The following is a 15,129-nucleotide window of genomic DNA, read 5'->3' as shown; positions in this document are numbered from 1 at the left end:
CATTTTACTTAAGAAAGCTACTGAAAAAGGAGTACCCCTTTATTTCAGTAGCTTTCTTTTCTATTTTCTATATAATTTGAATTATTCTTTCGGTCAATAAACTTTCCAAACCTGACCTGTCTCCTATATTTTGTAGAAAAAGGGCCTACACATGATAAACACTTATACTTTTCTAATTTCTTACGCACCCAATTGATTTTCTTTCTTCAGTTTCTTTTTCAAAAAAGTTACAAGAGTTATTATAATAATTGGGAGTACACCAACAACCGTTATTAATAAAGGCCATACCGTCCCTACGTTTTCTACAAACTCCAATTCATGATTATATAAAATGACAGAGAAAAGAAAAGTCAGAAGTGCAACTGGGAAAATTAAGATCCTGTCATCTTTAAGATTAAACAGTTGCGATAGGATGAAATTAATGACAAATAACACTATTGTTGCTTTCATATATGAACCGATAATCCAACTCATGGCAACGACTGCTTCAATTCTTGTTAAAACATCTTGAATATCAATTAAGGTAGCTATATAAAACAAAGCATATTTTATCTCTACACCAGTAGGCCCTAATACCATAATTGATACAAGAATAGCAACCAACAATAAAAACCCATTAAAGAACATTGCTATAAACATCTTTTTTTCTAACTTCCCACCATTTTTATTTTTGGCAAACGGGAGCAGAAATGCAAAAAGAATTACTTCTGCATAAGGAAAACCCAAAGCTAAATAAGTCCCGTGAAATACGGGTTTCCACCCATCCGGAAGCAATGGCAGTAGGTATTCAGGATGAAGCATTGGAATGATTAACAGTACAAAAATAAAAAAAACCGCTAATACAAAAAGGATAAGCATTGTAAACATTCTACCTATCACTTCGATTCCTTCATATACTGTTGCGGCAGCTACAATAATCATAAATAAATGAAAAATTTCCACCGGTGTCGTTCTCATCATCGTATTATGTAAAAAGAAACCTACATCAAGTAATATGTTCGAAAGCATTAAAAAGAGCATAAGAACAAAAGGAATCATAAAAAAAAACATGCCCAACCTTCCAAAAATCTTTCGAGAGTAATCAATAAGCAGTAGTCCCTCGTATTGACGATTTAAAAAAAGAATGCAACATAAAAGGAGAAGACCTATTCCAAAAGAGATCAATAAAGATAGCCATGCGGCATTACCAGAACTAGCAATTAACGGCGATGGAATGTTCACAATAGCAGATCCCAGCAAGAAACTTAGAAAAATAAAAGCCATTTGTCCAGTACTGATAGTCTCTTGATCCTTCATTGTCATCCTCCTTTCACTCAATTGTCATATACTCAACAATCTGTTCAGCTGGTTTCAAAAAAACAGCACGGACAAGGTCTTTCAAATTTGGCCAGTTCGCGTCTAATATGTAATCTGTACTTAAAAATAAGGATATTACAATCAAGAATAAATAAATATATGTTACCTTCTTTTCACTTTTTTTCAATCTTGAATAGTCAAAAGAAAGCAACACCGTGTACAAAATCAATACAATAATAATTCTTTCAAACACTTTCCATGCCTCCCCCAAACTATTCATCCTTTTAAGGAAATGGCCTATACTCTACTGTTCCCGAACCATCAATATCAACAGAAATACTAAAATTAAATTGAGCTGTAGCAAACAGTTCATCCCAATTATCCTTTACAGACTTCCATAGTTCTGGGTTATCTCTGTAAATTTTATTCCCTAATTCACTTGCATCAATTTTTTCCTTCTGAAGTTTCTCAATAGTATTCATTAAATTTATTTCTAGTTGCTCCTCTATATATCGAGCAAACTCATTAGCATCCTCGCTTGTTTCAAGTACTGTCTCACACACTAACTCTCTTAACGTAACCTCAAATTGAAATGCCGCATCCACAGTCACTTGATTGCCATTTACCCTAGGAGATATGTTTGAACTTGTTAAGAACACCTCAATATTATCAAATCTACCTCCATTGTTTCCCTCTTTACATGGCAGTTTCCAATTTGCTCTATCGAATTGTTCGCGGAGAATTAACAGGCTTTGTGTCTCTTTTCCCGAAAGGTCACTGACCATTCTATCGTCTTTGACAATGGCGACTCCGATAATAGGAGCTGTTGTTATTTTGTTTGCACTTTTTGTCACATACGGAACAATGGCCGTACCAAGTTCACTTTTCAGTTGTAAGCTTAAATCATGTATGGTTGTCTCTCTAGAATGTCCTGTAACTTCTCTGGAGAACCTTTGAATTTCACGAAGTTGTCTGCCTGAAGAATCTTCAAATAATGGGTCAAAATTTAAATAATCGCTCCCTTTTCCTTGCCCAATTAAAATATGGGTTGTGGAACGAGGTTCTTGTTCGCGATAAAAAAATCCAAGCAGTTCACTAAGCGGTCTTGTTCTTGCAGTCTCTTCTCCGATAACAATCACCTGCATATGACTCCAGTTTGCTCTTCTACCAATATGATTCACAAGGTTGCGTGCACCTTCAGAAATAGTTTGCGCATATATACCAAAACTGACCGGATCACCGCCATCACCCCCACCGCCCTCTTCAGGTTTTGGTCGGTAAAATTGAACAGTTAATTCGAGCTGATCTTCATGCTGATCGATCGCAGCTCCTAATGCAAAAGCTCGTTCTATCAATTCACGTTGATCCCAACAACCTGATATAACCAACAGAAAGACTGATAAAATAATGATAACAAGCTTTTTCAAAAAAACTTTCTCCTTTCCGCTGTGAACGTTTAATTTTTAGGAAGTCGATGCATATGTTGATTCCGAGGTGATTTCAAAAGATTTTTTAACGGAACACGAATGAACGCATCACCTAATCGTTTCGGTCTCAATGGCGCAAATGGAGCTAAATAAGGTACTCCCAAAGGCCGGAGAGAACAAAGATGCAAAAGGATCATCAATAGTCCAATCATGACACCAAACCCTCCTAAAGTAGCCGCTAATATCATAAGTGGGTACTGAAGAATTCGATAAGCAATACCAAGATTGTATTGAGGAATTGCAAATGATGAAATCCCTGTTAATGCAACGACAACAACCATGATCGGAGAGGCAATTCCAGCTTGAATAGCAGCTTCCCCAATGATCAGAGCTCCGACAATACTCACCGCTTGTCCAATAGGTTTTGGCATTCTGACCCCCGCTTCACGCATTAACTCAAAAAAGAAAACCATTATAAACGCTTCAAGTAAAGCAGGAAAAGGAATCCCTTCTCGGGTGTTAATAACCGCTAACAATAAAACAGTTGGAATCATTTCAGGGTGAAACGTTGATAAGGCAATATAAATACTCGGTAATGTCAGTGCAATAATAACTGCCAAAAATCGCATTAGTCGGATCATTGAAGTAATAATGGTTCGTTGGTAGTAATCCTCAACAGATTGGAATAACTCCAGATATAAAGCCGGACAAATTAAAACAGAGCTTGTTCCATGTACCATCACAACAATCTTCCCGTCTAACAGAGCAGCCGCTGTAACATCTGGTCGCTCAGTATAACGAAATTGAGGAAAAGGTGAAAATGTAGAATCCTCGATAAGTTCTTCAATATATGAAGTTTCTAATACGTCCTTCTCTTTTATTTTCTCAATTCTATTCTCAAATTCTTTTAACACTTCCGGGTCCACTGAACCTTCTAAATAACTATAAGCAATTTCTGTATTCATTTCTTTACCGACATGCAAGGTAATTACTTTTAATTTTCGCGACTGTAACCGTGAACGGATTAGCCCGATGTTTTTCTTAAGGTTTTCAACGGTTCCTTCATGAGGACCTTGAACGACTCCCTCACTTGTCGGTTCTGACACCGCTCTACTTTCTACAGAAAGAGCGTCAAAACTCAGAGCCTTATTCCATTTATCAAAAAAAATAACAACATTCCCTGCTAAAATTTTTTTTGATACTTGTTCAAAATCTTCAATAGTACCCACTTTTTGAGAGGAGACACCTTTTTGAAAAATAAAATTTTTAATTTGATCAATAGTTATATCTCTTGCCTGGCCAACTTCATGCATGACTAAATCTTGTAACAGTGCTTTTAAATAATTTAATTTTTCATCTTGGATAAGTGTATCGCAGTGAACTGTAAAAGCTGTATTCGTTAAGTCAGGACCAAATCGATAATCTTGAACTTCCATATCGGAACTGTTTAAAAAAATTTTTTCTACGTGTTTTTTATTTTCACCAATATGTATAGATATCTTCTCTAAATAAAGATCTTTTTCTTCACCAAGAGTTTGATTAGGTACTCTAGAAGTTCGTCCTTTTAACTTTTTTAAGCTACTCTTTACCTGTCGCATTATTGAAGCTACTCCCTCAACAAAGAATGAATTTTATTAATGTAATCGATCATCATGATACAGTGTTGTTTTTATATATACGCATTTTTAGCATTATCCTATATTTGAAATATCATGCAAAGATAACATTTAATTGACTATCATCCATACCATGCATAATTTTGATACAATAGGTTAGTATATAGATGAATAGACTTGATCTACCACAACACATATAGGAGAAAACGGTGAAAAGAATTTTTTACGGCCACCATATGGGAAAAGACTGCTCCTATTGCCTTACTATCTCAATAAAGTAAAACGATTCTATTTAATTTCTGTACTATAAGAACACAAAAGCTAACAAACACGCCTTGTTCTTGGCGTGTTTGTTAGCTTTTGTGTTTTATAACTTTAAATATCGATTTATTTAAAAATTCCTTGTCTCTTTGATAACTTTTCATACAACTCTTCTAATGTCCCTCTGTCATCAATTTGATAGCGTGGTTTCCCGCGATCGATAACATTCCCTTCAACTAAAAAAGTTTTCATCCCTAACGTACTAGTAACCATATCTTCCTGAACATCATTTCCTACCATAATGCACTCCGAAGGCTCTACATGTAAACGGGCGCATATATCCTGGTAATACTCAATATTTGGCTTAGTAAATGAAATTTCTTCATACACTGTAACTAACTCAAACGGCTGATCATCAATTCCTGCCCATTTTAAACGATGGTAAATAGCTGATTTGGGGAAAACTGGATTCGTAGCAATCGCTACACGAAAACCTTGTTTCAGTGATTCCTCCACAACTTCTTTTGCCTTTATTGATGGACTTGTCATATGAGAAAATGTAGGGAAGACCTTTTCATAAAATTCATCCAATGTCGGCCAAATGTCTTCACGACTTAATGAAGTTAGTGATAGAAATGTTTCTTCAAATACTTGCTCATTCGTTTTTGCTCGTTCTAAATTTCTAATCATTGCATCTGTGCCAGCCAATAAAGCTTTTACAAATTCATTTGGGTCAATAATATGTCCAACACGTGGGGCTAATTCTTTTATGTAATTAGTAATGAATTGTTGTGTATCCATTGGAAGTAATGTGCCATCTAAATCAAATAAGATTACTTTTGCCATTTTTAACGCCTCTCAATACGTAATTTTTATTATACAACAACCCAAATTATACCATATTTGGGCGATACCCCTAAATAAAACGACCAAATCCCCACTAGTATTCGAAAACACTACTGAAAGGTTTGGTCTTTCCTTCTTCAGTGGCTTCGGGTCCAGTGAGGATTTTCAACGCTGTATTAATATTAGTCTATTCTTGAGTTTGATTTTTTTAGTTAGCACTTACTTTCTCAAATTGATCCTCGTTTTCTTTCATCTCATCGTCATTTTTTGAGTATTTAACAAAGAACGAAGCAATTAAGGCAAGTAAAGAAAGAACGGCAACGACAATAAAGGCCACATTTGCCCCATGGATATCAGGATATGCGATGTCAGGTCGAGCTTCAGCATTCATCGATGTCGTTGTCATAACTGTTACAAGTATAGCGGTACCAACTGACGCTGCAATCATTCTCATCGTATTGTCCATTGCTGCTCCGTGTGGAATTAATCGTTTCGGTAGCTGGTTTAATGCGGCTGTTTGGATCGGCATCAAAACCATTACAAGCCCTAACATTCGTACTGCATACATAATTGTAAGAAAGGCAAATGAAGTCTCTGGACCTAAATTAATAAAAGCGAACGAAGCTACTGTCATAATCGCTAATCCAACCATCACAAGAAAACGTGCCCCTATTTTATCAAAAATACGTCCAATAATCGGTGACATGATCCCACTAACTAACGCTCCTGGTAAAAGAGCAAGGCCTGCTTCAAATGCCGTGAACTCTCTCATATTTTGCATATATAATGGAACTAAAGTCTCTACTCCAATTAAGCCCATGAAAGCGACCATACCGATAATAACCGCATAAGGGAAAATGGAAAACGTGAACACCCGAAACTCGAGCATTGGATGCTTTAATCGCAGCTGCCTTGTTATAAAAAGGATTAGTGCTAATCCACCAACTGCTAACGAAATAATTGTAATCGGGTCTGACCAGCCATAGTTGCCTGCAGCCGTGAAACCATAGAGTAGTCCTCCAAACCCAAATGAAGAGAACATAATTGAAATAACATCGATTTTTGGCTTTGTCACTTCTGTCACATTTTTTAATACAAATACCGCAATGATAATATCAATTATAGCAATTGGCAAAATGATAAAAAACAATAGTCTCCACGAATAATTGGATGTAACCCATCCAGATAAAGCTGGCCCTATTGCTGGTGCGAAAGAAATAACAAGTCCGATCAATCCCATTGCTGCTCCGCGTTTATTGATTGGAAAAATCATTAAAAATACGGTCGTCATTAAAGGAAGCATCACTCCTGCTCCTGCTGACTGAATCATTCTTCCAACTAATAACACTTCAAAGTTAGGAGCAATTCCAGCAATCAATGTTCCAAACGCAAAGATACTCATCGCTGAAATAAAAAGTTGCCTCGTTGTGAATCGTTCTAATAAAAAGGCACTTACCGGAATCATAATTCCATTCACAAGCATAAATACAGTCGTAAGCCACTGGGCACTATTGGCCGTAACATTCATTTCCTTCATGATTGGCGGGATTGCCGTAATCATGAGAGTTTGATTTAAAATTGCAATAAAAGATCCTGCAAGTAACAATGTCACAATCGTTGATCTCTTATAACTCGGTACTCCCATTTTTGTTCCCTCATCTCTAAACTACAAATATAGTATTATTCAATTCTTGTACAAGTAGTTGTCGTAACAAGTACTTATACAGAGTACACGATTCAGACTTTTTATTCCATTGTTCAAACTTACTATTTTTGCATATTTTTTGTAAAACTAACATAAAAAAAGAATCCTTCCTTTTAAGTTGGAGGATTCTTTTCAAATCTTCTTCAGTTAACCTATTATTGAAGCGGGTTTGGGCTAACAAGCCACATATTTCCTTCTCTAAATAGTTGGAACGTAAACTGTTCATGTTCAGCCTCTAGCACGAATTGCACCCCAGCTGAATCTTGTTTTGTCCATACGTCGAATTTTCTAACTTCATTAAATTTCTTCATAAAGTCCCGAGTATAGGCCGAATTAACATCATTTCTTCCTTCTGTAATAAACTGCTCCTTTGAAATCTGCATAGACTCACTGTTGTAAAAATAATATAAAGTCTCGTAATCTTCACCAGCTAGTGTATACATGTACAATTGAAATACCTGGAAGGGAGTTAGCCCATTAAAAAAAGATTGATCAAATGTATCTCGAAAGCTACTTGATACAAAAAGCAACTCTTGATCTAGTTCCAAAATGGAATGATCAATCGTAATCTTTTGCTCACTAACTAAATCTCGTTCTCCTATTACTTCCTCACTAGTAGAAAAGTCGCCCACTGGTGAGATTTGTTCTAATTGACTAACTTTAAAATACCCACAGCCTGTTGTAAAACTAACAGTGATCAACATTGTAATTAGAAAAGTACATCCATTTCTATAATTCTTCATACCCCGCACCCTCTTTATTATTCTTAAATTCCAGTAATTAAACGCTCCGGTTACTGGAATGGTTCCATAAATTAATATTTATAGGGCTATAGTTTCATAAATAAATAATATCTGTTAGTTAGGTTTTTATCCATTTTCCAAACGAATGGACCTCCATACACATACGATAACGAAGAGGAGGTTGTGATCGTGAGTATTCTTAAGAAAGCCATTCAAATTCCAACTGTCATTGCCCATTATGCAATGAATGCTTTTGATAAATATAAATCGGAGTCAAACATGACACGTGAATGGGAAAAGTTAACTATACATCCTTCGGCCATAAAAACACTCAAGCAAACATTAACAGAGCAGCATGAAGAAAAAAAATCGGTTTCCTCACTTCAACCAGCCGAACAAACTCTCATTCGACAACTTAAACAAAAAATGATCACCCATAATCGAAACAACATCACGCGAACAAAAGCTTACTTAGACTTCTATAATCAACATCCTGAAGTTCAATGGGCTCTTTTAGCTCACCTAGTTTCTAGAAATGGTGGCTGGAATATGACAGATCTTAAGGGGGAATTAACTGAGGCTATTAGCAACGATAGAAAGAAATACTTTTTTCAATTTTTAGAGTCAGCTAATGCTCTAATCTTTTATGATGCGTACCCACAGCTTTTACTGTACGAAGAGAGCAAAAAACAAAACAAAAACCTCTTTCACTTGTTGCCTTATTTTCATGTTTCTAGGTTTATGATCCCTGTGTGGAATTACTTTTATAAGAAAAAAGATTCCAAGTTCCTTACCGTTTCACTAATCATAAATGAACAACATTACATTGAAATGAGAGTGATTCAAAACAAATACTTTCAGAGCAACGTCTTAAATACACTTCTTTTTCAAGCACAAGAATTATTTCAGTTCACTCAGGTACTTTTTCCATATAAATACTCTAATAAAAAGAAAAGATTGGCCGGTATATCTGTTGCCAACTTCGCATCTGTTTCAGAGCGAATTATGGTCGGTAAACAGCTTTATGCTATGCTTTTTGGGCTTACTCCTCTTCATGAGAACATTTATTGGTTCGCGACTGAAACGCCACATACCGGTTCACGTTCCGATTATTGGTCGACTACTTTTACTGCACAAAAAAAGAAGAGGACGAAAAGAACGTCCCCTTGTGGATTTAAACAAACTATATATAGTCCCTATTTAACCGATGTTTGGCAAGACACACCTCACACATTTACGAATCATAAAGATTGGTTTCAAACTTTTGATTCAAGGGTTTTCTCGTATTATAACGAGGTCTTGACACCTAACTCATTTGACATAACGACTAATTATTGTCGTATTTTAAAAAAGCTTTATGTTGGTGCCCTTACTTACAAGCAAGCGAAGAAGTTCGGATAGCTTATCAGCTCTTGTTTCGATAAAGGTACATCGTTAATGGAGCGAAAATTGCAGTAAGCAAAATAGATGCTAAAAGCACCCACCCAACTTGTTCAAAAGTAACGGTTCCATGCATCAATCCACGTACGGCTGTTACCAAAAGGGAGATTGGATTAACATCGACAAAGGCTTCAAGCCATCTTGGTAATGTACTAGGATCAACAAATACGTTGCTGACAAATGTTAAAGGAAAAAGTACCATCATGCTAACACCCATTAGCGATTTCTCCGTACGAAGGATTAAACCAAGAGTAGTCCATATCCACGACAAACTAAATGAGAAAACAACTAATAATGCCACAGCTAACAGCACACCAAGAGCGCCACCTTCTGGTCGAAATCCCATAATTAATCCAAGTACGATCATAATCGTTGAGGCAATGGTGTATCGAACTGCATCCATAAGAAGTGCCCCAACTAAGACGGCCGGGCGCCAAATTGGTAGAGAGCGAAAGCGATCAAAAATACCTTTTGTGATGTCATTGTTCAGCTCCATCCCTGTATACATCGTAATCGTAACAACAGTCATTGCTAATATACCTGGCAAGAGAAACTGAAGGTAGTCTCCTGTGGAGCCAGCAATCGCTCCACCAAATAAGTACGTGAACATTAAGAGAAACATAATCGGAAAAACAGTAACATCCAAAAGTTGTTCGGGCACATATTTCAACTTTAATAGAGCGCGCCAAGCAAAGGTTAATGTATTGGTGACGCCGCTTGGTTTTTTCGGACGAGTCCGGCTCCTTAGTGCTACGCGCAATTTCTTATCATCTTCACTCTTTTCTGTCATGACTGTACCTCCTTGCTTGTTTCCTCTTCCTCGGTAGGACGTCCTGTCAAAGTAAGAAAGACTTCATCTAGGCTCGGTTGACCTAATGAAAAATCACTAACTTTAATTCCAGCTTTTCTTAATTCATTTAGTGCATCAACCACCAAGTCTGTATTGGTTACTCTTGCGGTAAGAGAAAGCTGATCAGACTCCAAATGAATATTTGTCTCAAGAATGTTTGCTAATATTTTTTCTGCCTTTTCTCGTTTATCTTCTTCTACTAAGCGAACGTGCAGTGCACCTGTTCCTACGGATGCTTTCAACTCTCCACTTGTTCCTTCTGCAATGATTTTCCCTTGGTCAATGACAGCAATCCGATCCGCCAATTGATCTGCTTCTTCAAGATATTGTGTCGTTAACAGGACCGTCGTACCAGAGCTAACAAGGGCTCGCACGATATCCCAAACTTGGTTTCTGCTTCTAGGATCTAAGCCTGTTGTCGGTTCATCCAAAAATAAAAGGTCTGGAGTTACGACGATACTTGCAGCAATATCAATCCTCCTTCTCATTCCACCAGAATATTTTTTCACCTGGCGTCCAGAGGCATCCAAAAGTCCAAATGCATCAAGAAGCTCCGTTGCCCTCTCTTTTGCCGCGCTTCTTGAAAACCCCAATAACCGAGCAATAAAAACTAAATTTTCCATCCCCGATAAATCTTCGTCAATGGAAGCAAATTGACCCGTTAAACTTACTCTCATGCGGACAGCTTCTGCTTCATCAACTAGGTCATGACCAAGTATTTTAGCACTACCTTCGTCAGGTTTAAGTAAAGTTGCCAGCATACGTATGGTCGTTGTTTTGCCTGCACCATTTGGACCTAAAAAGCCATACACCGTCCCAGCAGGAACCGCTAAATCAACTCCATCTACAGCACGATGTTGCCCAAAACGTTTCACTAAACCGGTCGCTTCAATAGCAAGTTCTTTCTTATCCATACAAATCACCCTTTCCACATCTTAATTTTTATATGCTCAATTTAACTGTATATTACTTTCCCTTAAAAATCTTCAGTCTCTAGACCGACGAACTCTACTTAAATAAAAAAGAACCTAAACTCCAACTCAATTGGAAAATAGGTTCAGAATAACAACAAGATTTTATCGCTTAGGAAAAAGCTTGTTCAAACTTTAATCTTTTACCACCATCAAATTTCACATCAACTTCCATTTCTTCAATATCTTTTTTATCGATTTGAAAAGCTGCAAAGATTTGATTCATGATTTCATCTTTATCTGCTTCCGGTACTAATTTAATTTGCTTTAGAAACGCTTCAATTCTCGGCAAAGCTTCTTGTCCATACACCGTTACGCTGCTTGGAACGGCATACTTAGCTTCAATTTGATTCTTTTTCATTTCATATTCTATCTCATATTCTTCACCACTTTTCATCTCAATTTCTAATTCAAAATCAATAATGGTTGGAGAAGCTTCCACTCTTCCTAACCCTAATCCAATAAAAACGATCATGGATATTGCACAAACAGCAGCCAGTAACCTTAGTTTCATTTTATTTCCTCCATCCAATGTAGTCATGAATACTATTCCCTTCAACAGGAAATTTACTCCAAATCCAGAAGGGAGATTTACTTGCTTGTTATACCTTTCTTGGGTAAAAAGTTAAATGTTTTGTATATAGCTTACGAGAACGTTTATAATGTCACTAACTATGTGTAGAGACTATTGTTTACTAGTCTCCAATACGATAGTGTGACAATAAATAGAATGGAGGGGAATCGATGGGTCATGTTTGTAAAAAGGAATTTAATTGTGAAAAGGAATTAACCCTTGCTGTCATAGGCGGGAAGTGGAAAATGCTTATTCTATGGCACCTTGGAAAAGAAGGAACAAAACGATTTGGCGAACTAAAATCACTCATGCCTGGAATTACCCAACGAATACTAGTGAATCAGTTACGTGAATTAGAATCAGACTTTATCATCCATCGTGAAGTATATCCAGTAGTCCCTCCCAAAGTAGAATATTCATTAACAGAACAAGGAAAAACACTTATGCCAATTCTTGAAACAATGTATGCATGGGGAAAAGATTACAAGCTTTTTCTCCAAGAAAATGTAACTGATTTTGAACCTCAAACTGGTCCATTTGACTAGAAACCATGTACAAGACCTGCCTCGTACATGGTTTTTCTTTTATCTAATTCTTTCCCTCCTCGTCCATAGTATCCTTTTTGTTACTAGATGAAAAAAAAGTGCGTACTTCTAATTTCAGATATTTGAAATTAGAATGAAGCTGTAAAAAAAAAATGAATGAAGGAGCGATGGATATGAAATTACAATTAGCCTTAGATTTAGTAAATATTCCTGAAGCGATTGAATTAATAGCTGAGGTTCAAGATTTTGTCGATGTAGTAGAAATCGGAACACCCGTTGTGATTAACGAAGGGCTAAAAGCAGTCAAAGAAGTGAAAGAAGCATTTCCTCAACTGACCGTTTTAGCAGATTTGAAAATTATGGATGCAGCTGGCTATGAGGTCATGAAAGCATCAGAAGCAGGAGCTGACATTATTACCATCCTCGCTGCAGCAGAGGACGAATCTATTAAAGGTGCTGTTGAGGAAGCGAAAAAGCAAGGCAAACAAATTCTTGTTGATATGATTGCAGTAAAAGATAAAAGAGCCCGTGCCATTGAGTTAGATGAATTAGGTGTTGATTATATTTGCGTTCACACAGGATATGACCTACAAGCCGTTGGCCAAAATTCTTTCGAGGATTTACGAACAATAAAAAGCGTTGTAAAGAATGCGAAAACAGCCATCGCAGGTGGAATAAAACTCGATTCGTTACCTGAAGTAATAAAAGTACAACCGGACCTAATTATAGTAGGCGGAGGAATCACTAGTAAAGAGGACAAAAAAGCTGCAGCATCTCAGATGCAAAGGCTAATTAGAGAAGAAGTGACAGCATAGGTGACGCTTTATGCAGACAACTGAGTATACTTTAGAAATTATTAAGGAATTACAACGTACAGCGAACCTCATCAATGAGGTGAAAGTGGAGATGTTAGTTGAGAGGATTCTCGAAGCAAACAAAATCTTTGTTGCTGGTGCAGGGAGATCTGGTTTTATGGCCAAATCCTTTGCTATGAGGATGATGCATGTTGGACTTGACCCGTATGTAGTTGGTGAAACGGTAACTCCTAATCTTGAAGAAGGAGACCTATTTATTGTCAGCTCTGGCTCTGGGGAAACAAAAAGTCTTGTCTCTATGACGGAGAGAGCCAAAAGTCTCGGGGCCACAGTTGCTGCCGTAACGATTTCTCCTAATTCTACCATTGGTAGCTTGGCTGATATAACAATACAAATTCCTGCTCAAGCAAAATCCGGTGAAAAGGCTGGCAATGAAACGATCCAACCAATGGGTTCGTTATTTGAACAAAGTCTTTTACTATTATATGATGCTATCATTTTGAGATTTATGGAGAAAAATAGTTTGAATTCAAATACGATGTTTGGAAGACATGTAAATTTGGAGTAGTAATGTACTAAAAAGTGGAGGAAGAGATGCAAGAAAGAATGCTCCTCTTCCTTTTTAGTTCCTACCCTTCCGTAGTATAGGTTTCTCTTTTCTCTAGCTTCTTGATTTCTACACTTAATTTTTCAATGGATTCCTTCATATATTGTGAGGTTTCTGTATGAAGTGTCTTCAACTGAATTAACTGAGTATACAAATCTAAATGCATACTTTCTTGTTCATATTGTTGTGTAGATAGTGCATTCATTTGTTCGACTAACTCATGAAGTCTGTCTTGAATTTGTTTTTGTTCTTGTTCATTGTCTTTAACTTTTTTCATTAGCTCTTCATGGTCTAGTTTTTGTAGATTCATTTGTTGAACCAATTCATCGTGATTTTGCATTTGATTAGCTTGCTCTTCTTGCATTGTCTCATAATGAACCGCTTGCTTACGTAAGCGATTGTTATGACTATCGACTTCTGCACGCAAATCACTTTTTGCTTGTTCTAGGGTGTGTAACTGGCCTAATAAATTGTTTTTTTCCTTAACAAGCTCGACTAATTTCTTTTCTAGTTTCTTTCTTTCTCCTTCATTTTCATCCATTCTTTGCTGTAGACGATTTTGAACCTCCCCTTTCTCTTCTACCACTCTTTGTAAATTTTCGTGCATTGACTGTAATTCTAAGTTCATTGTCTCTTGTTCATTCAATTGTTTCCACAAGCTTTCATGTATCTTTTTATTTGTTGTCTCTTGCTCATTCAATTGTTCAGAAAAGCCTTCATGAACTTGTTTACTCAACGTTTCTTGCTCACCCAATTGTTTAGACAGGCTCTCATGTACTTGTTTGTTCATTGACTCTTGCTCACCCAATTGTTTAGACAAGCTCTCATGTACTTGTTTGTTCATTGACTCTTGCTCACCCAATTGTTTAGACAAGCTCTCATGTACTTGTTTGTTCATCGCCTCTTGCTCATCCAATCGTTGAGACAAACTCTCATGTACTTGTTTGTTTTCTACTTCTTGTTCATTTAATTGTTTATATATGCTTTCATGTATTTGTTTGTTCATTATTTCTTGTGCGTTTAATTGTATCAATAATCTTTCGTGTACCTGATCGTGGGTTCCTAATATATCTTCTAGCTCACTAAATTGTGACCTAATACTCTCCATCACTTTATTAGAGTAAAAGACTTGCTGGTTAATTGTATCCGTAGGTCTTTGAAGAAAAACCTTAGGAATTATCCGCTCATTTGAATAACTCAATTTTTCCACTCCTTTTTAACCTGTTATGGTTAGTCTATGATGTCCCATGTCGATAAGTGCCTATTTTTTAATCCATTGTTATTGAAGCTGGGAAGATAGAGAAACTACTAAAGCACAGGGGTTAAATAGTATATGTTAGACCGAGTTCATCTTATATAATAAATGGGCATTCTTTATGCCGAATACAGAATTCACAATGAACGACTTTTCTTCCTTTTAAGAGCTCTCTTTC

At 36.7% G+C, this 15,129-nt stretch carries 15 protein-coding genes; 4 read left to right on the top strand and 11 right to left on the bottom strand.

Annotated features, from left to right (window positions below):
- Positions 1–180 precede the first annotated feature (180 nt).
- The 7 genes from MF646_RS14390 to MF646_RS14360 all read right to left on the bottom strand — a co-directional run bounded on the left by MF646_RS14390 (position 181) and on the right by MF646_RS14360 (position 7,894).
- Positions 181–1,296, bottom strand: a complete 1,116-nt coding sequence (locus MF646_RS14390) for a GerAB/ArcD/ProY family transporter (protein ID WP_250097203.1) — start codon at positions 1,294–1,296, stop codon at positions 181–183.
- Between the two features lie 13 nt (positions 1,297–1,309).
- Complete coding sequence (locus MF646_RS14385) at positions 1,310–1,549, bottom strand: hypothetical protein (RefSeq protein ID WP_250097202.1); 240 nt, start codon at positions 1,547–1,549, stop codon at positions 1,310–1,312.
- 31 nt (positions 1,550–1,580) lie between these two features.
- Positions 1,581–2,723 (bottom strand): Ger(x)C family spore germination protein, encoded by a 1,143-nt coding sequence (locus MF646_RS14380; protein ID WP_250097201.1) that lies wholly within the window; start codon positions 2,721–2,723, stop codon positions 1,581–1,583.
- A 29-nt stretch (positions 2,724–2,752) separates the two neighbouring features.
- Positions 2,753–4,321, bottom strand: coding sequence for a spore germination protein (locus MF646_RS14375; protein WP_250097200.1), 1,569 nt, complete (start codon positions 4,319–4,321; stop codon positions 2,753–2,755).
- Positions 4,322–4,726: 405 nt separating this feature from the next.
- Positions 4,727–5,446: an HAD family hydrolase gene (locus MF646_RS14370; RefSeq protein ID WP_250097199.1), complete on the bottom strand. Its 720-nt coding sequence runs from the start codon at positions 5,444–5,446 to the stop codon at positions 4,727–4,729.
- A gap of 208 nt (positions 5,447–5,654) precedes the next feature.
- Positions 5,655–7,091: a DHA2 family efflux MFS transporter permease subunit gene (locus MF646_RS14365; RefSeq protein ID WP_250097198.1), complete on the bottom strand. Its 1,437-nt coding sequence runs from the start codon at positions 7,089–7,091 to the stop codon at positions 5,655–5,657.
- Positions 7,092–7,306: 215 nt separating this feature from the next.
- A complete protein-coding gene (locus tag MF646_RS14360; RefSeq protein ID WP_250097197.1) occupies positions 7,307–7,894 on the bottom strand; it encodes a hypothetical protein in 588 nt (195 codons plus the stop codon).
- Between the two features lie 189 nt (positions 7,895–8,083).
- Between MF646_RS14360 and MF646_RS14355 the strand changes: the two genes are divergently transcribed.
- On the top strand, positions 8,084–9,295 hold the full coding sequence (locus tag MF646_RS14355; protein WP_250097196.1) for a DUF2515 family protein: 1,212 nt from the start codon (positions 8,084–8,086) through the stop codon (positions 9,293–9,295).
- Positions 9,296–9,299: 4 nt separating this feature from the next.
- Here the strand turns inward: MF646_RS14355 and MF646_RS14350 are convergent, their stop codons facing one another.
- The 3 genes from MF646_RS14350 to MF646_RS14340 all read right to left on the bottom strand — a co-directional run bounded on the left by MF646_RS14350 (position 9,300) and on the right by MF646_RS14340 (position 11,669).
- On the bottom strand, positions 9,300–10,124 hold the full coding sequence (locus MF646_RS14350; protein WP_250097195.1) for an ABC transporter permease: 825 nt from the start codon (positions 10,122–10,124) through the stop codon (positions 9,300–9,302).
- Positions 10,121–11,098, bottom strand: coding sequence for an ATP-binding cassette domain-containing protein (locus MF646_RS14345; RefSeq protein ID WP_250097194.1), 978 nt, complete (start codon positions 11,096–11,098; stop codon positions 10,121–10,123). The genes MF646_RS14350 and MF646_RS14345 overlap by 4 nt, the downstream gene beginning before the upstream one ends.
- Before the next feature lie 169 nt (positions 11,099–11,267).
- On the bottom strand, positions 11,268–11,669 hold the full coding sequence (locus tag MF646_RS14340) for a YusW family protein (RefSeq protein ID WP_250097193.1): 402 nt from the start codon (positions 11,667–11,669) through the stop codon (positions 11,268–11,270).
- A gap of 230 nt (positions 11,670–11,899) precedes the next feature.
- On the opposite strand from MF646_RS14340, the gene MF646_RS14335 reads away from it, so the two are divergent.
- The 3 genes from MF646_RS14335 (at position 11,900) to hxlB (ending at position 13,657) form a co-directional block, all read left to right on the top strand.
- Entirely contained in the window at positions 11,900–12,274 is a 375-nt protein-coding gene (locus MF646_RS14335; RefSeq protein WP_250097192.1) for a winged helix-turn-helix transcriptional regulator, read from the top strand.
- Positions 12,275–12,447: 173 nt separating this feature from the next.
- A complete protein-coding gene (hxlA, locus tag MF646_RS14330; RefSeq protein ID WP_250097191.1) occupies positions 12,448–13,089 on the top strand; it encodes a 3-hexulose-6-phosphate synthase in 642 nt (213 codons plus the stop codon).
- A gap of 10 nt (positions 13,090–13,099) precedes the next feature.
- Entirely contained in the window at positions 13,100–13,657 is a 558-nt protein-coding gene (gene hxlB / locus MF646_RS14325; protein ID WP_250097190.1) for a 6-phospho-3-hexuloisomerase, read from the top strand.
- 61 nt (positions 13,658–13,718) lie between these two features.
- Here hxlB and MF646_RS14320 read toward each other — a convergent pair whose 3' ends face one another.
- Positions 13,719–14,897, bottom strand: a complete 1,179-nt coding sequence (locus MF646_RS14320; RefSeq protein WP_250097189.1) for a coiled-coil domain-containing protein — start codon at positions 14,895–14,897, stop codon at positions 13,719–13,721.
- Between the last annotated feature and the right edge of the window lie 232 nt (positions 14,898–15,129).

It is taken from the genome of Halalkalibacter alkaliphilus (genome assembly GCF_023555415.1).
In the GTDB taxonomy this organism is placed as follows: Bacteria; Bacillota; Bacilli; order Bacillales; family Bacillaceae_D; genus Halalkalibacter; species Halalkalibacter alkaliphilus.
The sequence above is the reverse complement of the archived record's forward strand: the minus strand, read 5'-3'. Positions and strand labels throughout refer to the sequence as shown.